Annotated in this window: 19 protein-coding genes and 1 pseudogene; 13 read left to right on the top strand and 7 right to left on the bottom strand. The window is 37.0% G+C overall.

Annotation, left to right across the window (positions count from 1 at the left end; all coding sequences use genetic code 11):
* Positions 1–235 precede the first annotated feature (235 nt).
* Both H5126_RS10000 and H5126_RS09995 read left to right on the top strand, forming a co-directional pair.
* Positions 236–649 (top strand): hypothetical protein, encoded by a 414-nt coding sequence (locus H5126_RS10000; protein WP_182716931.1) that lies wholly within the window; start codon positions 236–238, stop codon positions 647–649.
* 60 nt (positions 650–709) lie between these two features.
* Positions 710–1738 carry an IS110 family transposase gene (locus H5126_RS09995; RefSeq protein ID WP_182716927.1) on the top strand — a complete coding sequence of 343 codons (1029 nt, stop codon included), beginning with the start codon at positions 710–712 and terminating at the stop codon, positions 1736–1738.
* A 229-nt stretch (positions 1739–1967) separates the two neighbouring features.
* On the opposite strand, the pseudogene H5126_RS09990 reads toward H5126_RS09995, so the two are convergent.
* Positions 1968–2216 (bottom strand): annotated as a pseudogene (locus H5126_RS09990) (transposase); the annotation flags it as partial.
* A 412-nt stretch (positions 2217–2628) separates the two neighbouring features.
* Between H5126_RS09990 and H5126_RS09985 the strand changes: the two are divergent.
* Entirely contained in the window at positions 2629–2850 is a 222-nt protein-coding gene (locus H5126_RS09985; RefSeq protein WP_002961860.1) for a hypothetical protein, read from the top strand.
* Between the two features lie 675 nt (positions 2851–3525).
* Positions 3526–4683, top strand: coding sequence for a DUF547 domain-containing protein (locus H5126_RS09980; RefSeq protein ID WP_182715454.1), 1158 nt, complete (start codon positions 3526–3528; stop codon positions 4681–4683).
* 638 nt (positions 4684–5321) lie between these two features.
* On the opposite strand, the gene H5126_RS09975 is transcribed toward H5126_RS09980, so the two are convergent.
* Complete coding sequence (locus H5126_RS09975) at positions 5322–6350, bottom strand: methionine synthase (protein WP_182675838.1); 1029 nt, start codon at positions 6348–6350, stop codon at positions 5322–5324.
* A 78-nt stretch (positions 6351–6428) separates the two neighbouring features.
* Positions 6429–7406: a DUF1852 domain-containing protein gene (locus tag H5126_RS09970; RefSeq protein WP_182675839.1), complete on the bottom strand. Its 978-nt coding sequence runs from the start codon at positions 7404–7406 to the stop codon at positions 6429–6431.
* Between the two features lie 609 nt (positions 7407–8015).
* Between H5126_RS09970 and H5126_RS09965 the strand changes: the two genes are divergently transcribed.
* From H5126_RS09965 to H5126_RS09940, 6 genes are all read left to right on the top strand, one after another.
* Positions 8016–8765 (top strand): spermidine synthase, encoded by a 750-nt coding sequence (locus H5126_RS09965; protein ID WP_182721196.1) that lies wholly within the window; start codon positions 8016–8018, stop codon positions 8763–8765.
* Positions 8766–8900: 135 nt separating this feature from the next.
* Positions 8901–9914, top strand: a complete 1014-nt coding sequence (locus H5126_RS09960; RefSeq protein ID WP_182715458.1) for a DUF5924 family protein — start codon at positions 8901–8903, stop codon at positions 9912–9914.
* Positions 9915–9985: 71 nt separating this feature from the next.
* Entirely contained in the window at positions 9986–10222 is a 237-nt protein-coding gene (locus H5126_RS09955; protein WP_182721195.1) for a hypothetical protein, read from the top strand.
* A gap of 11 nt (positions 10223–10233) precedes the next feature.
* Entirely contained in the window at positions 10234–10677 is a 444-nt protein-coding gene (locus tag H5126_RS09950; RefSeq protein ID WP_182721194.1) for a hypothetical protein, read from the top strand.
* 122 nt (positions 10678–10799) lie between these two features.
* Positions 10800–11054 carry a hypothetical protein gene (locus tag H5126_RS09945; protein WP_182721193.1) on the top strand — a complete coding sequence of 85 codons (255 nt, stop codon included), beginning with the start codon at positions 10800–10802 and terminating at the stop codon, positions 11052–11054.
* A 115-nt stretch (positions 11055–11169) separates the two neighbouring features.
* The gene (locus tag H5126_RS09940) at positions 11170–11604 is read left to right on the top strand and encodes a hypothetical protein (protein WP_182721192.1); all 435 of its coding nucleotides are present in this window, start codon (positions 11170–11172) and stop codon (positions 11602–11604) included.
* Between the two features lie 68 nt (positions 11605–11672).
* Here H5126_RS09940 and H5126_RS09935 read toward each other — a convergent pair whose 3' ends face one another.
* Together H5126_RS09935 and H5126_RS09930 are read right to left on the bottom strand one after the other, a co-directional pair.
* Positions 11673–11993: a hypothetical protein gene (locus H5126_RS09935; RefSeq protein ID WP_182721191.1), complete on the bottom strand. Its 321-nt coding sequence runs from the start codon at positions 11991–11993 to the stop codon at positions 11673–11675.
* A 12-nt stretch (positions 11994–12005) separates the two neighbouring features.
* Positions 12006–13052 carry a YHYH protein gene (locus H5126_RS09930; protein WP_182721190.1) on the bottom strand — a complete coding sequence of 349 codons (1047 nt, stop codon included), beginning with the start codon at positions 13050–13052 and terminating at the stop codon, positions 12006–12008.
* Positions 13053–13302: 250 nt separating this feature from the next.
* On the opposite strand from H5126_RS09930, the gene H5126_RS09925 reads away from it, so the two are divergent.
* Together H5126_RS09925 and H5126_RS09920 are read left to right on the top strand one after the other, a co-directional pair.
* Positions 13303–13962: an NADPH-dependent FMN reductase gene (locus tag H5126_RS09925; RefSeq protein WP_024599084.1), complete on the top strand. Its 660-nt coding sequence runs from the start codon at positions 13303–13305 to the stop codon at positions 13960–13962.
* Positions 13963–14041: 79 nt separating this feature from the next.
* Entirely contained in the window at positions 14042–14530 is a 489-nt protein-coding gene (locus H5126_RS09920) for a hypothetical protein (RefSeq protein ID WP_182721189.1), read from the top strand.
* A 114-nt stretch (positions 14531–14644) separates the two neighbouring features.
* On the opposite strand, the gene H5126_RS09915 is transcribed toward H5126_RS09920, so the two are convergent.
* A complete protein-coding gene (locus tag H5126_RS09915; RefSeq protein WP_182721188.1) occupies positions 14645–16660 on the bottom strand; it encodes a TonB-dependent receptor in 2016 nt (671 codons plus the stop codon).
* Positions 16661–16885: 225 nt separating this feature from the next.
* Between H5126_RS09915 and H5126_RS09910 the strand changes: the two genes are divergently transcribed.
* A complete protein-coding gene (locus H5126_RS09910) occupies positions 16886–18703 on the top strand; it encodes a protein kinase domain-containing protein (protein ID WP_182721187.1) in 1818 nt (605 codons plus the stop codon).
* 114 nt (positions 18704–18817) lie between these two features.
* Here H5126_RS09910 and H5126_RS09905 read toward each other — a convergent pair whose 3' ends face one another.
* The gene (locus H5126_RS09905; protein WP_182721186.1) at positions 18818–19342 is read right to left on the bottom strand and encodes a hypothetical protein; all 525 of its coding nucleotides are present in this window, start codon (positions 19340–19342) and stop codon (positions 18818–18820) included.
* Positions 19343–19351 lie beyond the last annotated feature (9 nt).

Genomic DNA, 19351 nt, shown 5'->3' with positions numbered 1-19351 from the left:
ATAGAGGAGCCATCGCTTAATCGAACTACGACAAGGAAAGCTTTAGTTGCTGCTAAAGCCTGGGTCTCACATTACCCGAACCTGGTATAAATATTAATTAATTTATGGGTTTATTATCCATACAAGAATTTAAAGCGGGACTGCTAACAGTTTGCTCAGTTTCGCTTCGCTACACATTTTAGCAAACTATTATCAGCCCCTTAAATGGGTGTTAAATGCAAAGGAATCTCCAGCAATGGATGCGCTCGAAAAATTAGCGGAGAGAAACCGCCAACATAATAAAATAAAAAAGGATGAAAAATTCTCAACGTATTTTCTTTTGTTAGGCTTATTGCCTTTTTACACAGATCTCATTTATTCTAAATTTGTTGTTGGTCTAGAGTTTCCTGAAAGCTTTGGGTATTTTCTGCAATCACTGGCTGGGAATTGTATATTCGCTTTTCCTGTTTTAGGTATGGGGAGTCTTTTACTTTTTCCTCGGTTACTGAAATTGTTTACTTTAATTGGTATTCAAACTTGGTTTACATATTTTTGGGTATTCCATGACTTAACTTGGGTTGGCTTTTTCCCTTTAGTAATTGTGTATATAACTTTTCAAATACAATTACCAAAAATAAAGCAACGTGCCGCAGAAGAAGATGGTATATAACAAGATAATTGGACTCCCAACTTCTACACTTAAGTAGAAATTATTTTTCGGAGTTCAATTATGAATAAGTTAAGAATTGGTGTCGATTTAGCTCATAAATTAATACAAGTTTGTAGTTCTACAAATAATAAAGTGCACTCAAATAATGAGATGACACTGCAACAATTTAGTGAGTACTTGGTATCGCTTAGTTCTTCAACGATTATTTTTGAGGCCTGTGCGAGTGCTAATTATTGGCATCAATTTGCAACTTCACTTGGTCATAATTCCTTACTAATATCTGCGCGATTAGTTATGTCTGTTCGTCAAAGTCAAAAAACAGATAAAAATGATGCTTTGGCTGTTTTACAAGCATCGCTGTTACCAGATGTTCACTTTATTACTGCAAAATCAATTAATGAACAGCAAGCGCAATCAATGCTCAAATTGAGAGAGCACAGTGTTAAACAAAAAGTAGCGCTTAAAAATCAACTCACAGGTTTACTGCGTGAATTTAATATAAGCAGTGGTCGCTCAATAAGTCAGTTTGTAGGTACAATCCAAGATACATTGGAAGATGCCGAGAATGGTTTTTGTGATGCATTTAGAAAAATGCTTAAAGTATCATTGGATTTATATTTAACGTTAACTGAAGCAATCGCGACCTATGATTTAGCATTGGCTAAATGGGTTGATGAAACACCAAGCTGTAAAAAACTAATGCGCCTAGAAGGGGTTGGGATTTTAAATGCCATTCATCTTTTTATTAATTTGTCGTCGGGTGAATTAGCCAGGTTTAAAGCGGGCAAAGATGCCGCTGCTTGTATAGGTTTGACACCGACTCAGCACAGCTCTGGTGGTAAATTAAGTTTAGGTAGAATAAGTCGGCGTCGAAATACAACATTACGTAGTTTACTGATTACAGGTGCAATGGCTGTCATCCAACAAGTTGTTAAGCGAGAGCCAAAAACAAGTAAAGAGCGCTGGCTTAAAGCGTTAATAGAACGACGAGGGAAAAAGTGTGCAGCAGTCGCATTAGCCAATAAAACGGTTAGAACCGCTTTTTCTTTAATCAATAATAAAACAGAATATAAAGCTGTTTTATTATAAAAAAATCAAACATCAGCTTTAGCTAAATTAACAACATGTTAGACGACACAGTATAGTCACAAGAGCGAAAAGCTCGTTAACAAGAAGAGTGTTCTAACACGCGAAATTATCTTGGAGTCGAGGTAGCGCCTCATTTAGAACTCGTACATAAGAAAGCGAATTTATTTAGTTAAAATAGTTGTTGATAAATGGGACTCCACATAAGTGACTATGGTGTCAATTCCTAATTTTAAACCATTTTAGGATCCCACATGACACCATTTCTCACCAGAGAATTAATGATTACTATAAGCTTTCTTATACAGGCAATAATAGCCACTTTTTTAGATTTCCCTGCCGCGGCTAGCCGATGATAAATAGCTTTAAATTTAGGGTTACATTGGATAGCTGACATCATTACCATATGCATTGCGGTTCTAATTTTTTGCCGTCCACCTCGTATCATTCGTTTACTCTGATAGGCTCCACTTTCTCGATTAAATAATGGCAAACGACTCGGCTGTATCGAACCGGCTTTCCTTTAAATAAAAAGCGGAACATTACAGTGAATAAAGGGGTGAACAAACTGACCTTACGAGGTCAGATGAAAACGAATGCCTTTACTTTATTGTGTGGCAACTGTATTGCCTTGTTCATAAAATAGAAAAGTTGCAAAACACGATGCATTAAGAAGGGTAAGCCCTTTTACTCTAAATAAAAGCCACTCAAACACCCGAAATCCCTTCCAAAACGCCAATTAAAACAATATCAAACACTTCTATATTTTGCGTAAAAATACAGTAATCAATTGAACCAAAATAGGAACTCAGCTATGGTTTGTTTATCAATAAAAAACAAATTTAAAAGCGAGTTAATCTACAGGCTCGTTATAATCAAAGGAGCTGTAGTGGATGGAATCAAAAGTAAAGTTAACTGGTGGCACGTTATTCGTAATAGCGTTAATTGTTCTCTTTTTGGGGAATGCACGTTCCATAGAAATTGTAGAAAAACTAGATGAGATACAGTCTGATGTTTCTAGCTTAAAGAGTGAAGTTGCATCTTACAAGCAGCAAGTTGAAATATTGAAAAATGAAAACCTTAACTTAAAAGAACAGCTTAGAAGTGGTAATTAGTTATAACAAGCTGTTAAACAAGGACAATGCTCCTGACCCGTTTTAGTGGACACCTCCTCATCACTTTGAGGAAAATAATGATTAGGATGACACCTATCCTAATCATTAGGAAAAAAGCCAACAAAAACAGTATGAAGAGTGCATTATTATAAATAATGAATCACGCAAAAAGCTGAGCTATGTAGACAAAATGAAAGTAAAAATAGACAGCCCAATCGGGCTACGATAGCTGTTTATTAAATAATGGCAAACGACTCGGCTGTATAGAACCGGCTTTCCTTTAAGTAAAAAGCGAAATATTATCGTGAATAAAGGGATGAACAAACTGACCTTACGAGGTCAGATGAAAATGAATGCCTTTACTTTATTGTGTGGAAACTGTATTGCCTTGTTCATAAAATACAGTTGCAAAAGACGATGCATTGAGAAAGGGAGGCCCTTTTACCCTAAATTAAAGCTACTCAACCAGCCGCAACCCTTTCCAAAACGCCAATTAAAACAACACCAAATTCCCACTTTATATTCTGCATAAAATACAGTAATCGATTGAACCAAAATAGGAACTCAGCTATGGTTTGTTTATCAATAAAAATAAATAAAAAACGAGTTAATCTACAGACTCGTTATGTTGCTCATGAAGTATGTGGGCTATTCTACTCAAAATAAGGATTTTTTATGAGTTTATTTAAATTAGTTAGTTTATTGATCAAGTTTAGTTGTTTGTTGTTGCTTTTAAGCGCCCCAAAATATCTTCACGCTGAGGATAAAGCCTACCCTCAATTTAGCGGTTATTCACCTAAATCTAAGTTAACAATAAACTTTGAACCTGTGAACATATTATTAGAATCGAATGTTCTTGATATGGGACCATCCAGAAGAATAAATGCTAAACTTGACAAACCTCCGATAGGTACTAGGTTAAGAAATGTTTTCTCCAGTGCTACCCATAATGAAAGTAACAGATTCACATATGAGTTGATAAAATCTCCTAAACAAAAAAGTTTAGTCAATGATGTTAAAAAATATTTAGAATCATTGCCCGAGAAAAACAACCTTAATTTATATTCAAAACAAGAGCAATTGGCCTATTGGCTTAATCTTTATAACATTACTTTAATTAACGAAATTGTTAAGCGGTATCCAATAGTTAGTTTAGAAAAAATATTAACTGGTCCTGACTCACTATTGGATAAAAAGCTAGTAAATATTGGTAGTCTTCAGTTGAGTCTCAGTGACATACAGTATGGGATTTTAGATAAAAACTATAGTAAAGAACCTTTAATTATTTATGGATTATATCAAGGGTATATCGGCAGCCCAAATATCAATAAAAAAGCCTTTTCAGGTAAAAATGTATATAAGCTATTAAAAAATAATGCAACAGATTTTGTCAATTCGAATAGAGGTACAAAAATTGATTCTCTAAATAGTTTAGAGGTCTCAAGTTATTATGCGAGAAATGCTGATTATTTTCCTAATTTTAGCAATGACCTCAAACTTCATCTGTTGCAATTTGCTGATAAAACAACCCAAGAAATAATAAATAAGTCGGATAAAATTGAGCCCATTATAAATAATTGGGCAATTGCTGATCTATTTGGAAGTAAAAGAGTCTTTGGTGGGGGCATATCTACTAACTCAGCAGCATCAATAGGAATGTCAAGAAATTATGCGTTGACCGATAAAGTCACTAAAGACGCGAACACAGGTGGAAAGTTCAGACTTTCAGCTAGAGAAATAACCAGGTTAAAGGAGTTAATGAGAGTAAGAGCTAAGAATTACGGTGAGACATCCGTAACGATAACAGACCTAGAATTACAAGATGAAAACTAAAATTTACAATATATGAACAGTAGCTCATTATGGTGAGCAAAAAATAAACAAAATAAACTAGGCACCCATCCTAAATTTCATGAAAAACACTAATAGATTGAACCAAAATAGGAAGTCAGCTATGGTTTTTTATCAACAAAAACAAATAAAAAACGAGTTAATCTATAGGCTTGTTAGGTATACAAGGAAGTATTGAGTTTGGTGTTGATCCTTAAAGAAAAATTCAAAACTATTTTTGAGTCTACTTTCTTAATCGTTGTATTCTTACTTTGTGGGTTGGCAATTAGTGAGATCCTAATTCAGCCGTTTGCAAAACTCGTATTAATATCTATATTCTTTTTAGCATGGTTTATATTGCTAATTTATGGCTTAATTTACAAAGAGTCTTATATGTTTAAGTGTTCTGTAAAAAGTAGATTATTAATATACTTAGCTGAGCAGTTTATATATTGTTCTTTGATCATAATTACAGGTATTGTTCTCTTTCGAGCAGTGTATACCTAACAACACCTCTGAGGTGGACAGCAAGCTCTAAAGCTCACTTCCCACCGCAAGTTTTAACAGTGGTGATCTCTTACTTTTCAATGCCGCTAGGTAAGTTGATTCATCTTAGGGCGTATGTAGATTTAAACCCTATTTTACTTATTTAGTTCTTTTCTTATAATTTCAGCTCCAGCGCTCAAGGCATTTAATTTGCCGTTAGCTATATGGTGAGGTAGTGGAGCCATACCGCAGTTTGTACACGGGTAGAGTTTGTCGGCATCTACAAATTGCAGTGCTTTACGCAGCGTATTAGCTACTTCCTCTGGCGTTTCGATAGTGTGATTTGCTACATCAATTGCGCCTACCATTACTTTTTTACCGCGAATGAGTTCTAGTAAATCCATTGGTACATGCGAGTTATGGCACTCTAGTGAGATAATATCGATATTAGATTGCTGAAGCTTAGGAAATGCTTCTTCGTACTGTCGCCATTCAGATCCTAGTGTTTTTTTCCAATCTGTATTTGCTTTAATGCCGTAGCCATAGCAAATATGCACGGCGGTTTCGCATTTAAGCCCTTCAATTGCGCGCTCTAAACAGGCAATTCCCCAGTCGTTTACTTCATCAAAAAATACGTTAAACGCGGGCTCATCAAATTGGATGATATCAACGCCTGCAGCTTCTAACTCTTTTGCTTCTTGATTGAGAATTATGGCAAATTCCCACGCTAGTTTTTCGCGGCTTTTATAATGATCGTCGTAAAGCGTGTCAATCATGGTCATTGGGCCTGGTAATGCCCATTTTATTGGTTGCTTGGTTTGCTTGCGTAAAAATTTAGCGTCTTCAACAAACACTGACTTTTGGCGGCTCACAGGGCCAACAACAGTGGGTACGCTTGCATCGTATCGGTCACGAATTTTTACTGTTTTACGTTTTTCAAAGTCAACGCCATTTAGGTGCTCTATAAATGTAGTTACAAAGTGTTGCCTTGTTTGCTCACCATCGCTAACAATATCAATGCCTGCTTGTTGTTGGTCGAATAATGACAAGCGTAGGGCGTCGTGTTTGCCTTGAGTTAATTCATCACCTTGTAATTTCCAAGGTGACCAAAGTGTTTCTGGCTCTGCAAGCCATAAAGGCTTAGGTAAACTGCCAGCGGTAGATGTAGGTAGTAAGTTTTTCATAATAAATAATGCCGTATATTTTAGTTAATTATTAAACGTAGCGTTAAGCGCGTTATTACTGGTTGTTACTATTAGTTGTTATGACAGATAGCGAGTAGAGAATTGCTCAAGGACCGTTTGGTACGGCTTGATAAAATGCTCTTGCGCAAACTTGCCTTGCTCACTGGCTAACTTGCCGCGCTCTTCTCGGTCATACACAATTTGCGTTAGTGAGTGATCCAAGTTTTTTAAGTTTGGTTTATATGATTTACCCGCTGTTGCGTTGGCATTATAAATCTCTGGTCTGTAGATTTTTTGAAACGTTTCCATCGTACTAATGGTGCTTATAAGCTCAAGATTGCTGTAATCATTAAGTAAATCACCAAAGAAAAACAATGCTAAAGGCGCGGCACTATTTGGTGGCATAAAATAACGTACCTGTAAGCCCATTTTTTTGAAGTATTGCTCAGTTAAAGACGATTCATTTGGTTCGTATTCAACGCCAAGTACCGGGTGTTGGTTTTCAGTGCGGTTGTAGGTTTTGTTATCTGACACACTTAGGCATATAACAGGTGGTTTTTTAAAGTTTTGTTTGTATGTATCCGAATTTACGAATGACTGAAATAGTTTGCCATGTAAAACCCCAAAGTCATCAGGAATACTAAATTGAGGCTTGCCTTTATTGTGCTCTTGTAGGAGTACGCTAAAGTCGTAGTCACGCACATACGATGAAAAGTTGTTTCCTACAATGCCTTCAATGCGCTTATTAGTTTTATGATCAACAATATTTGTTTTTAATATTTCGATTGATGGGAAGCTTTCGCCGCCGTCTTCAATACCTATCTCAACAGAGACAATTTCAAGCTCTACAGCATAACGCTCACCTTTGGTGTTATCCCAGTGGGCTAGGGCATTAAAACGGTTGTTAATCATGTTTAAGGCGTTACGCAAGTTTGCTTTGCGGTATTCACCTCTGGCTAAATTAGCAAAGTTGGTTGTGATACGCGTATTAGTTGATGGATGATAATTTTCGTCGAGTGAAACGCTCTTAATATTAAATGTAAAATCTTTTTTCATCGTGTTTATATCCAATTTTATAATTTAAACCTAATTGATGCTCTGCGCTTTATTAGCCTTGCAACTTACTTAGCTGGTTTTGTTCAGCGGCTTTAAGTTGTTAGTAATAGTGTTTAGCACTAAGGGATGAGTAATTTATACGTGGATTGGCATATGAAGAAAAACGGTTTAATTTCACATAAAACATGAGTCATATTCATTACACATTATTGTTAGATGCGATTACGTAGTAATTGACGAAAAAAAGGCATATATCGATAAAAATAAAGTATGGATGTTTAGCCGTTTAGACTTCTTTGGTGTTGGTGTGTACTTTATTCATGTTGAACATGAGGAATATTCAAAGAGTTTTTTTGTAGCTATATCAGTATATTAGTTTGTTTTTAGCGTATTGCGTCGCTGTTTATAATAAATGTCATCACGGGTAAGTTCCAGCTAGCTATATAAGTAGATACCTTAGCTAATCTAATCTCAAAAGATAAAAAGACTTTTCTGAGTACGTATATAAATGCCTGTAAATTAATAAAAGGCTATAAATCATATTAATAGCCATGGCAGTACGTTAAGTAAGTTATACTCGTTTTTCATCACCTCACCTATTGAGTATTCGTGGATATCAAAGGCACTTGTATTGCATCAACTATTGATGAGCATGGCCCTGTTTATGTATATCAAACAAAAAAGAGTCTTATTCTCAGCTTTGACGGAAAAATTTATCAAAGCTGTATTAAATTAAATAATATTAATGGGTTAAGCTTAGCTTATACGCAAGCTATGATGGCTGCGCTTTTTTTTATTCCGCATTTAAAAACCGCGATGATAATGGGACTTGGGGCGGGCTCTATCGCAAAAAGTCTTTATCATGCGTTTCCCGCGCTGACTATACATACCGTTGAATATCGTAAAGCCGTTGCTGATATGGCTATAAAATATTTTGAAGTTCCCGTGTCAGAACGTTTGTTTATTCATATTGATGATGCGGCAAACTACATGAAAAACACGCAGATAAAAACGGATGTTATTTTTTCTGATTTATATAGCTCAGATGGGATGGAGTCAGATCAGGTGCAATCATCCTACTTACGCGATTGTAAAAATGCGCTCACTTTTGATGGTGTTTTAGTACTTAATATTTGCCATACCAAAATTGGGCAGAGGGAAGCGTTTGATCAACTACTTGAGAAAGAATTTGCAGGAAAGATTCTTAGTTTTATTATTGAAGGCGGTAATAAAATTGTGCTCGCTTTTAACAATAGAATGCCTGCACTTAGTGAGGATGAATTACTTGCTAAGGCTCACGCGTTACAAAAATTAATAAACGTACCAATGACGCGCTATGCCGGGCTTTTATTTAATTAAAATGGTTAGTTTGATGTACTGTTAAATGGGGCGTTTAAATCCATTCATCTATCTGTTGTTCATTTAAACTTGGTTAAACTAATCATACTCTGAATAAAAATAATAAAGTACGTACTCGTACGGAAACACTCATACATGGATTACTGTAAAAATATAATCGCTAAATTTATAAGCGCGATGCAAAAGCGGCCTGGATTATTGGCTGTGTTGGCGTTTTTGTCGGGCGTTGCTAGCTTTGTACTTGTAGATAGAAAAGAGTCTTTTTCGCAATTTATTGCAATATTTTTACTTATTAGTTGGTTGTGGCTAATTATTGATAATTGGCTGCGTGATAAAGTAGAAGAAAAGTTTGGTGTGGCTGTATCTCCTAATGTAATGCGTTTTGCGCTACAAATGGTGCAGCAAGAAAGCCTATTTTTTGCGTTGCCATTTTTTTTAGCTGTTACGCAGTGGGATCATCCTCAAGCAATTTTTACTTCCCTTATTGCTTTGTGTGCAGTTATATCGGTTATCGATCCCTTTTATTATAAAAAACTTGCTAGAAACCGCACGCTATTTAGCGTGTTTCATAACTTTGCTTTATTTGTTGTTTTGCTTGTTACGTTACCTATTTTGTTAAACCTTACAACGAGCCAAAGTTTAGGTGCCGCACTTGTAACTGCTGTAGTGGTTACTCTTCCGAGTTTAAACAATTTAATGCCTAATGCTCGCTGGTGGCGTTTTCCTATTCTTGTATTGATTTTATGCGCTTTAAGCACAGCAGTGTGGCAATTAAGAAGCTATGTGCCTCCTGCAGCGCTGCGATTAACCGATATTACATTAGCTCATGAAGTTGATTTACAGCATAAAAAGCCAGTAGGGAGTATTAAACAGTTAGATTCTTATACGCTGCACCATCAAGGTTTATATAGTTGGACTGCTGTTAAAGCACCGAGAGGCTTAAACGAAAAAATATTTCATGTGTGGCTTCATAATAAAAAAGAAGTTGATCGGATCACGTTAAATATAAACGGTGGGAGAGAACTAGGTTATAGAGCGTGGACACACAAAGTAAACTTTCCTAAAGACTCTGTTGGTAAGTGGCAAGTAAAAGTAGTCACCGAATCAGGTCAGTTAATAGGTTTAACGAAATTTACTGTTACACCTTAATGATAGTAATAAGTTTGTAATCGAATAAATATTTGATAGGCTATTTTTACAGTGTTTATTGGATGAACGTTATGAGTTTTGCATTTGATCTGTTTATTTGGTTAATGGTAGAGACTATTTTAGGTTTTTTAATTTACTCAACAGGTTGTACTATTTTAAAAATAGTTACCTTTGGTAAGTTTAAAAGCGATATTACCGATTACGTATCGTTTAAGGCGAATAAAACTAAAAATGTTTATTTAATTTGTGTGCTCGGGTTTAGCTTTTACGTGCTATTAATTGGCTTTGTTGCCTACATGAGTCATTAAATTATAATTACATGAATAACAATACGTTATTTACAGCAGGCATTTTAAGCTTTATAGCATCACTTTTACATGTAGCCTGTGTTTTTGGAGGGCCTGATTGGTATCGCCTTTTGGGTGCTGGTGAGCAAATGGCTCAAATGGCAGAGCAGGGCAGTATGTATCCTACTTATGTAACTTTAGCTATTTCAGTTATTATTGCTATTTGGGGCTTTTATGCGCTCTCTGGTGCAGGCGCCATTTTAAAACTGCCATTTTTAAAAACTGCACTCGTATTAATAACCGCAGTGTATTTAATACGAGGTATTGCGGGTTTAATCATTCCTTTTTTAACTTCAAGCCAAATCGTTCATCAGAATTCTATTCAATTTTGGATTATAAGCTCGATAATCTGCTGCATTTATGGGTCATTTTACTTATTTGGTACCCTTAAATTGTGGCGAATAAAAAATGTATGAATGCTAGATTTCCTGATCTTTTAAATTCAAATTATTAAATACTGATAGCTTATTTTTATATTGCGAAATACTATGTGCGACTATTTTTTACGCGCATATATTTTGGCTTTAGGTATCTATAAATGAATAAAACGTTATTGAGTACTTTGCTTGCAGCTCTTATTTGTGCATCTCTTTTAGCTAAAGTGCAGGCCCAAGACGTTCATGCACTTGAGCCTGAATTAGGTGTTGGCGGAAATATTAAGCTAGATGAGGCAAGTACAGCTTATGTTGATGACGGTTTTGATTTTCATGTGCATCCACTTTGGGAAAGCCGATATGTAAGTGAGGGCCGTGACAACTTAGCGGGTATAAGGTATTGCCTCAATCGCAACTGAATTCAATTATAATGAAATAGCTATTATTCCGTGGGTTGCAACGGGTGTTGATAGCGATTATACCGAGTTTAACTTAAATGCTATTTACGCAACTCAGTTATTTAATACCGTTGATATGTTTATTGGTTACAACCATTTAAGATCGCGTGAAAACACCTCTAATGCTCACGACAATGAGGTTAGCTTAGATTTTTCGTATTTTTACGATAATAAATTTCAGCTCACTAGCAGCGCATATTATTCGTTTGATTCTCAAGGCACATTTATAGAGCTTGCGATAAACAAAGGCTACGAGATAAATGAAGCTGTTAATATCGATTTTCAAACGGGGCTAGGGTTTAATGCAGGTTATGTAAGTGATGGCCATAATGGTATTAACAACCTTAAGCTTACAGCTAACGTGTCGTATCAAGTTATTAAGCAACTTGAAGTATACGCATATACTAGCTACACCATGGCAATTAATAAAAACGCTGAGCGTTTTGTGGGTGATCAAACCTTAAAAAACGTGTTTTGGAGTGGTATTGGTCTGAGCTATCTATATCGTTAAAAGTTAGCAGCACAATAAAATGGTTGTGCTGCTTATTAAGAGTTTATCAATAAAAATTAGCCCTAAATTTACATAGCTTTATTAAAGTTGGTTTTTAAATCACTCTTTTCTTTTTCGTGAGTGTGGCTTTTTATAGGGGCGGAAATTCCATTATCAATTTTTTGAATCGGCTGGCTTCGTACACACATTAAATCATCAGCCATATACTGGCAGCTGCCAATATATAAATCGTTATGGCCGCCTTCGTATTTACATGATTGAGATTTTACTTTATCTGCGCAAGCTTTAACTGCAACACCATTTAACGGCCCTGCATGAGCATTTAAAAATGTGGGTGCTGCAAGTAAAGCCATACCAAACACGCTTAAACAACTACTTTTTATAAACATAACAACTCCTTTTTAATGTTTTTCAAGATCATGGCCTGGCGGTGGACCGTTGTGATCACCTGGTGGCCCACCTGCAGGCCTAACTGATTCTCCATGTAGGCACCCTATAAACATATTTTCACTAGGACTGGCTGCGTGGTAGTGATAACCCCTTACTTCATCTGTATTACCTCGGCATTCATCAAGTGACTCTTCTTTACCGCTTGTATCACGCATTGCATAAATACCATAACCGTCTATTGCATAACCTATAAGAGGTGCATGTCCACCTTCTGTAGCAGCTGAGTCAGTACAACCAGTGGTAGAGTGATAGTGATAACCTTGGTGTAAATTTATATGGCCACCACAATCATCAAATGCCGCAATGGTATAGCTCTCTAAAATTGCATTAATTGGAGCAGGCCCTGATAGCTCAGTACCGTCTAGTGCTATACCTACTGTTCTTAATCGGCCAGTATCAGATGCTGGAATAGGTGTAACAGGAATTAAATACGTTAATGAAAAATTATCTTCTAAATACGAAAGTTCACACTCAATACAATTTTGTTTATATTGCTCTTCAACATCAGGGCGAGCTGCACCAGCGCAAGACTTTTTTGTAGCTGTATATCTAATTTCATTTGTTTTAGTGTCATAAAGTACCCACTTTTCATCGCCGTAGTATTCATCAAGCTTTAGGACAAATTGGCCTGTTAAATCAACTAAATCACCAGTACCTTCTTTACTAAACCAACTGCCAGTTACATCAGCGCCATCGGTCGATGTGCGCGGGCAAAATGGACCCGGCTCTCTACCTGCAGGTGCGCCTGATGTAATTAACTCATGACACTTAGTTTTAGTTCCTTGCGCCGTTTCGCAATCAACAATGTTAGGCTCAGATAAAAAGGCCCCTTTTTTAAACATAGATAAATTTATTGTTTGATTCGTTTTTTGTACTTCACTAAGAGAGCTACTGACTTGCTTAGTATTTTTATTAGTTGGTGAGTCGTCGCAGCCACTTAGAGTTAAAACTGTTGCGGTAACAATGATTGCAAACGCGCTGTAATTATTTGAGCCCATTACTTGTATCCTTTTCAGTATAGGTTTTGGTGTACTTATACTGTGGCATATTACTGGCTAAATGTGCAAAAAGTATGGAGAACGACAAAATAAGCACATGATAAAAAACCTTTAACAGTGTGTGGTTGCTAAAGCGCAGTTTTAAATTTAATTATTAGTGTTTTAAATTAATAAAAAACGGATATGTGTAATACACAATAGCTAAAAGTGTTAGTGTTTAGCTGTTATTCAATACATATGAGGGTTACATATGAAGTTTTTAGTGTTTTTAGGGACAGTGCGCAACAGCACGCCACCAAAACCTGCTCGCTTAGGTGAGAGAGTGTCTAAAGCCTGCATGGAGTGCTTAAACGAGCAATTCTCCGAACATGAGTTTGAGCTTATAGATGCACTTGATTACCCAAGTGAGCAAGTTTTTAAACCACATTTTGCCTATGCTCAAGGTAAGGCGCCTTCAATGCTAAATACTTTAGCTGATAAAATTAAAGCGGCTGATGGATATGTAATGGTTAGCCCTGAATATAATCACAGTATGAGCCCAGCTCTCGCTGACTTACTTAATCACTTTGGTAGCTCACTCTTTTCGTACAAACCCAGTGCTATTGTTACTTATTCTGCTGGGCAGTGGGGTGGACTCAGAGCGGCAATAAGTATGCGCTCGTTTTTATCAGAGCTTGGCTGCTTACCTGTATCAGCAATGATCCACGTACCAAAAGCACAAGAAGTATTTAATGATAATGGATCTGTGCAAGTTGGTGAAGAGCAGTCATCGTGGTTTAATTATTTTCACCGTACTTTTGGGCAATTGGTTTGGTGGGCGCAAGCGGCTAAAAATCAGAGTGGCGTTGAAGATCCTGAGCAGATGCTAAAAAGCTTTAAATCAAATCCATCGCAGCGAAATGCCCCATAACGAATACTTTTAAAATATAACTAATTTAGCCCTTAATTGGGCTAAATTTGTTTCTTTTATAGAAACTTAAAATATATAAATGTTACTATTAACATCTACTTATAAAAAAGGATGTTATATCTTAAAATACCTTACTCTTTTAAGTGTATTAACACTTAGTGCTTGCAGCTCTGTACAACACTTACCGGCGCTTGGCGAAGGCACTATTGCTAATATGAATTTAATAGCTCTTTCGGAGCAGAGCGCGCCAAAAGGTGTTAGCGGTACATTTCAGTTTTATATTAAAACTGCAGGCTCTCAGTACGGTGACGTATTTTTAAATACCGAAGCTGACTATCGTGATCGACGTGCTATTACAATTTCAATTGATTCAAAAGTAGCTGCTAAACTCACCGAAAAATACGGACAATCAGCCAACACATTTTTTAGAGGTAAAACAATTGAAGTAACAGGTGAAGCGAAGCGGGTAACTATCGATTTTTTAAGTAAAGGCAGAAAAACCAATAAATATTACTATCAAACACATGTTGCTGTTAACTCAATAAATCAACTTCGCATTGTTGAGTAACATCAGCCAGCTTGTTGAGGCATCGGATTAATTACTAAGATACTTATTGGCTAAGGGTATGTTTTACAGTGGCACTGTTTTTATATACAGTGCCACTGTAAATCTCAATGAATACTAAAATAATAAACTTACACTTAATCGAGCTGTTCGTGGCTCTATTGGATGAAAGTGGTTATCTTCAACGCCTTGTGCTGATTCGCCAGGTAAACGCGATGCATAATAGTAATCTATATCGTGGTCGGTGCTATTAAATAAGTTAAGAAATTCAAAGTTTACTTTCCAGTGAGTCTGCTCATAGCTAATTGCGCTATTTACTACTGTTAAAGGCTCCGAACGCTCGTCACCATCGCTAGTTAATGTACGTTTGCCAATATGGCGAACTCTAACTGATGACTGCCATTGCTCACTTAAGTGCCAATTTAAACCTGTACTTGCAACAACAGGAACAGCACCTTCTATATAATGATTATTGTCATTAATATCTAAACGTGAATGCGTGAACGAGGTTTCTGCGTCGATACTAAAGCTGTCGTTAATCCAATAATAAGCGCTTATTTCTAATCCGTAACGTTTAGATGCATCACTTGGTTCTGTGTTACCCGCATCGCCAACAAATAAAAGCTCTGAGTCGAGTGTTAGCCACCAAAGTGCAGCTGATAGATTAAACTTTTGCTCATCAGCAAATCGGACGCCTATTTCAGCGCCTTCACTTTTAACTAATAAGTCAACTTGCTCTGCTTGCTCACCGGTAACAGGGTCAATATTAATAGTAGATCCGCGCGCATCATTTGAATGAAAAGATTGTCCCCAATTAGCATATGCAGCTACTAAATTTGTAAAACGGTAATTTAAACTCCCTTTAAAACTTACTAAATCATCCTTTGCTTTTCCTGAATTTACGGCGGTAATACTAGTCACGTTTGTATCAAAATAGTCGTACCTAACGCCAACGGTTGCTTCAAGTTTTGGAGTAAGTAAAAGTTTAGACTCCCAAAAGCTTGAGTAGCTAGTTTGCTTTAGTTCATCTTGCCTAACCGTACTAAGTCGCTCTCTTGCTTGTGTGTTATAAAGCCCTACGTTATCTATGTCGTCGTGGCGAAGCTCAATACCTGCGGTATGTTGTATGTTTATATCTGATGTTTTGGTTTCAAACTGGTAGCTTATATCTGTTCCATAGATATTTCGACTATCTTGCTGATTAAACTGATCGCCATTAATAGGATCATTTAAAAAATAACTAAAGTTTGAATACAGGTTTAAATCGTAATTAATTACATAAGCGCTGGCTTTTATATGCTCGCCCTGCCAGTTACTCGATAAGCTATAACGGCTAGAGCTACCGCCAAGTGTGGTGTCAAGAGAGCCTAATTGAGTAATTAAATTTTGTGATATAGCGCGCTGTGGAATTTGATCTGCTGAATTCCATGTATTGTCGTATGCCATGGCACTTATTGATAAGTCACCATCAAAAGCTTTACCAACATAGCGCAGTAGGGCATTCTTTTTATTTACATCTTCGTTTATATTATCCCATGGGCCGTCATAGCCTTGCCATTCTGCCGCTGCAATGAGCTTACCTGTTGCAATGTTAGTAGATCCCAGTACAACAGCGCGTCTATAATTATCTTCTCCTATACTGAGTTCAACTTGGTGATGTTTTAGGTTATCAGCAAGTTGAAATTGAGCACTACCAGCGGTTGAAAAGTCACCTTGGGTTGCGCTATATGAGCCTTTTTGATAGTTAATAGTTGAAATAGACTCAGGGATTATAAAGTTTAGGTCGGTGTAACCTTGTCCGTGGCCATGGCTGCGCATATTAATTGGCATTCCATCTATGCTGGTGGCAAAGTCGGTGCCGTGATCTAAATTAAACCCCCTAATAAAGTACTGATTAGCTTTACCAGAGCCGCTATGTTGAGTGACCGCCATACCTGGGATTAACTCTAACATTTCGGCGCTTCTTAACATTGGGCGCTGCTGAATTTCACCTTGACCAATAATACCGCTAGATGCGCTGATTGACTCACCAATTAGCCCATCTCTGTGACCATAAACGGTTAACTTTTCTATGTTTGCATAGCTATAACCACTATACAAAGTGCCTAGCGCTAAAATTGCTAATGTTCTCATGACTAAAATCCCTATCTAATGTATTTGTTATTAATGCAGCTATGTTAAATACGGTTTAGATAATTTATTGGATGCAACATTTGTTGGTTATTTGTAATTATTTAGGGGTGAGTAAAGATGGGTAACTTAAAAACTACGCCGCACGCTATTGTAATCTTATTACATAAAACTAATAATCGAGTGCTTTAAATGACTACATAACACTAACAAAATAGAGAGCCCGTATTGAAAGCCAAAGAAATCCGCAATTTTTACATTAACGAAGAGCAATCTGTTTATTTGCTTTCGCACCGCGATGCTAAAAAGCACCGTCAGTGGCTTAATATTTGTATTAAGCAGTTAACAGTGTTGGGCTATAAAAACGTTGAAATGATTGGCTCGGGTGCTTTTGGCTTTGTGTTTGCAGGAGATGACGATAACGGCTTACCTTGGGTATTTAAGTTTTCGCGTATTACTCTTGCTCAAAGTGTGCGTGACCGCCTAGAAGACGAAGCGTATATGCTTTCGCAAATTAATAACCCCTTAGTGCCTACCTTTTATGCTTTTGAACGTATTAAAAAACAAGGGATTTTAATGATGGCACGCGCCATTGGAGAGGACCTTGAAAAAGTATCGCTTAAAACAGGGCGCTTTAGTGCCGCGCAAATAATGGCGCTCGCGGTTAGGCTTCGTAATGTACTGGTTGATTTACGCAGTCATAAAAATGGCATTAGCCCACAACCTATAGTGCATGGCGATATAAAGCCTTCAAACCTTGTATGGGATGCAAACACTGATGCGCTTTCGTTAGTGGATTGGGGCAGCTCTGTGTATGCACAGTTAGATAGTGATGGTAATCCTGTTGCGAGTAACTTTATGGATTTAATGTCGGGCGATTTAAGTACAACGAATGCGCGTATGGGCGATGTGTACTTTATTGGTGAAGCGCAAATGTCGGGGGAGCAATCATCCCCACGATTTGACGAGCAAGGTGTAGCCGCTACGTTGTATGCGCTAGCGTCGGCGCAGTCATGTCGCTTTGGTGCACAAGCTATCCCTGCAAGCAGCTTAGGGCTCCCCAAAGAACTGGCTAAGGTGATTGATGGCATGCTGTCAAAAAGTAAGGCCATACGTGACGGTGCTGGTGATTACTTTATGCGTAACATTACAACTATGGCGAAAGCGTATTTACCTGAGTTTGCTAAAAAACCAAAAAAAGCAGATATCCCTTTTTGGTATGGCAACGACGAGCAGCCCGACACGGTTGTTTATAGCTCACGAAAACAATTTTTACGCCAGGCTGATCAGAATCAACAATTACTAGATATAAACGACGCGCAACTTGACCGTTATTACAAAGAGTTTTTGTTTGATACAGGCGATACCGAAAAAGCATTTTTGGCATCAATAAGCCGATTAGCTAAGTACCCTGTAGTAGGTGGGCTTAGTTTTCATTGGAAGGATGAGTCAATGTTTGTTGAATCATCTTTAATTATGCATGACGAATCATTGGGTGATGCGTTTAGTGATGCGATTAATAACACAGTGATGCTTGCGCAAGCGATTAATCAAAAAGGGCTATTTAAGTGCTGTTTGTTTGATGCCCGTAAAACTATTCAACTAGAGCGAGATGGCACGGGGGCATTTAAGTTTGATAGCCTACCAGAGCTTGAATACGAAGTAGTAAGTATGAAAGCAAACGACATAACCCGCCCGCATTCATACTTTGAAGACGGTAAAGACCCTGACGAGCAACTACAGCTACCTAAAAAAGTTATTAAGTGCGTATTTGAGCTTAACCAAATTCATCATACCGGGTGTATTATTTTTGAAGCACTGCCGGACAGAATGAAAATTCACCATTACTACCGATTACTCGATTCGACCAAAGAAGTTGAGTTTAAACGTTTACTAAATAAACTTATGCAATATGCGGTAAATATTACTGATGTTGGTGTTGCGGGCTTTATGAAACTCCCATATAAAAACACCCGTGAGTTTAGTTTACGTGAGCAGCAACAAGAGCATTACTTTCCTAAAAATCCCAAGCTTGTATCTTTATAGAAAGAACCCTTAAATAAAGAGAGCTGCATAAAAAGACAAAGATAAAAAAAAGAGCACAAGTTTGTTCAAATTGTACTCTTTGCTACTTAATTATTTGGTAAGTATTACTAATTATTAAAACACCTTACTAAAGGGCGACGTTGGTGATAGCTCAAATTGATGAGTAAGTTTTTGCGTTTTATTAGTTGCTGTTATTTGATAATGCTGCTTGTGCTCATTGTTACTAAATAGCTTAACGTTAAAGTTAACTTTGGTTAGTTTACTTGGCAAAGAGTAGCGCCCAGTAATGGTTACTTGATCTATGTTGTTGCTTTTATGTTTATGTGACGCTTCTGGGTTTAGCAAAAGTCCGTCAATAGTAAATTTATACTGATGATCCGCTAAATAAACGTTTTTTTTAACTCGCTTAGTTATTAGTTTTTTATGAGTGTTAAACTCAATTATTGACACTTTGCCATCCTTGTTTTCATCAATCCCTTTAAAAGCCGACATAGGGATTGAAAGCACAATAAACACGTTATCATCAACAAAATTCAGCGTACCGTGATCTGCAACCATTAAATGCGCATTTGCTAATGTTGATGTGCTCAATAAGCCCAATGTTGGCACACTTAACAGATAATTTTTCATATAAGGCATAACTTACTC

It is taken from the genome of Pseudoalteromonas sp. SG45-3 (assembly GCF_014164075.1).
Classification (GTDB): Bacteria; Pseudomonadota; Gammaproteobacteria; order Enterobacterales; family Alteromonadaceae; genus Pseudoalteromonas; species Pseudoalteromonas distincta.
The sequence above is the reverse complement of the archived record's forward strand: the minus strand, read 5'-3'. Positions and strand labels throughout refer to the sequence as shown.

Coding starts and splice junctions, on each gene's coding strand:
- H5126_RS09935 (WP_182721191.1), bottom strand. CDS start 11,993: ATGTTTATAAAAAGTAGTTGTTTAAGCGTGTTTGGTATGGCTTTACTT.
- H5126_RS09995 (WP_182716927.1), top strand. CDS start 710: ATGAATAAGTTAAGAATTGGTGTCGATTTAGCTCATAAATTAATACAA.
- H5126_RS09970 (WP_182675839.1), bottom strand. CDS start 7,406: ATGAAAAAAGATTTTACATTTAATATTAAGAGCGTTTCACTCGACGAA.
- H5126_RS09915 (WP_182721188.1), bottom strand. CDS start 16,660: ATGAGAACATTAGCAATTTTAGCGCTAGGCACTTTGTATAGTGGTTAT.
- H5126_RS09930 (WP_182721190.1), bottom strand. CDS start 13,052: ATGGGCTCAAATAATTACAGCGCGTTTGCAATCATTGTTACCGCAACA.
- H5126_RS09955 (WP_182721195.1), top strand. CDS start 9,986: ATGAGTTTTGCATTTGATCTGTTTATTTGGTTAATGGTAGAGACTATT.
- H5126_RS09960 (WP_182715458.1), top strand. CDS start 8,901: ATGGATTACTGTAAAAATATAATCGCTAAATTTATAAGCGCGATGCAA.
- H5126_RS09905 (WP_182721186.1), bottom strand. CDS start 19,342: ATGCCTTATATGAAAAATTATCTGTTAAGTGTGCCAACATTGGGCTTA.
- H5126_RS09945 (WP_182721193.1), top strand. CDS start 10,800: ATGAATAAAACGTTATTGAGTACTTTGCTTGCAGCTCTTATTTGTGCA.
- H5126_RS09925 (WP_024599084.1), top strand. CDS start 13,303: ATGAAGTTTTTAGTGTTTTTAGGGACAGTGCGCAACAGCACGCCACCA.
- H5126_RS09920 (WP_182721189.1), top strand. CDS start 14,042: ATGTTACTATTAACATCTACTTATAAAAAAGGATGTTATATCTTAAAA.
- H5126_RS09940 (WP_182721192.1), top strand. CDS start 11,170: ATGTTTATTGGTTACAACCATTTAAGATCGCGTGAAAACACCTCTAAT.
- H5126_RS09980 (WP_182715454.1), top strand. CDS start 3,526: ATGAGTTTATTTAAATTAGTTAGTTTATTGATCAAGTTTAGTTGTTTG.
- H5126_RS09985 (WP_002961860.1), top strand. CDS start 2,629: ATGGAATCAAAAGTAAAGTTAACTGGTGGCACGTTATTCGTAATAGCG.
- H5126_RS10000 (WP_182716931.1), top strand. CDS start 236: ATGGATGCGCTCGAAAAATTAGCGGAGAGAAACCGCCAACATAATAAA.
- H5126_RS09950 (WP_182721194.1), top strand. CDS start 10,234: ATGAATAACAATACGTTATTTACAGCAGGCATTTTAAGCTTTATAGCA.
- H5126_RS09975 (WP_182675838.1), bottom strand. CDS start 6,350: ATGAAAAACTTACTACCTACATCTACCGCTGGCAGTTTACCTAAGCCT.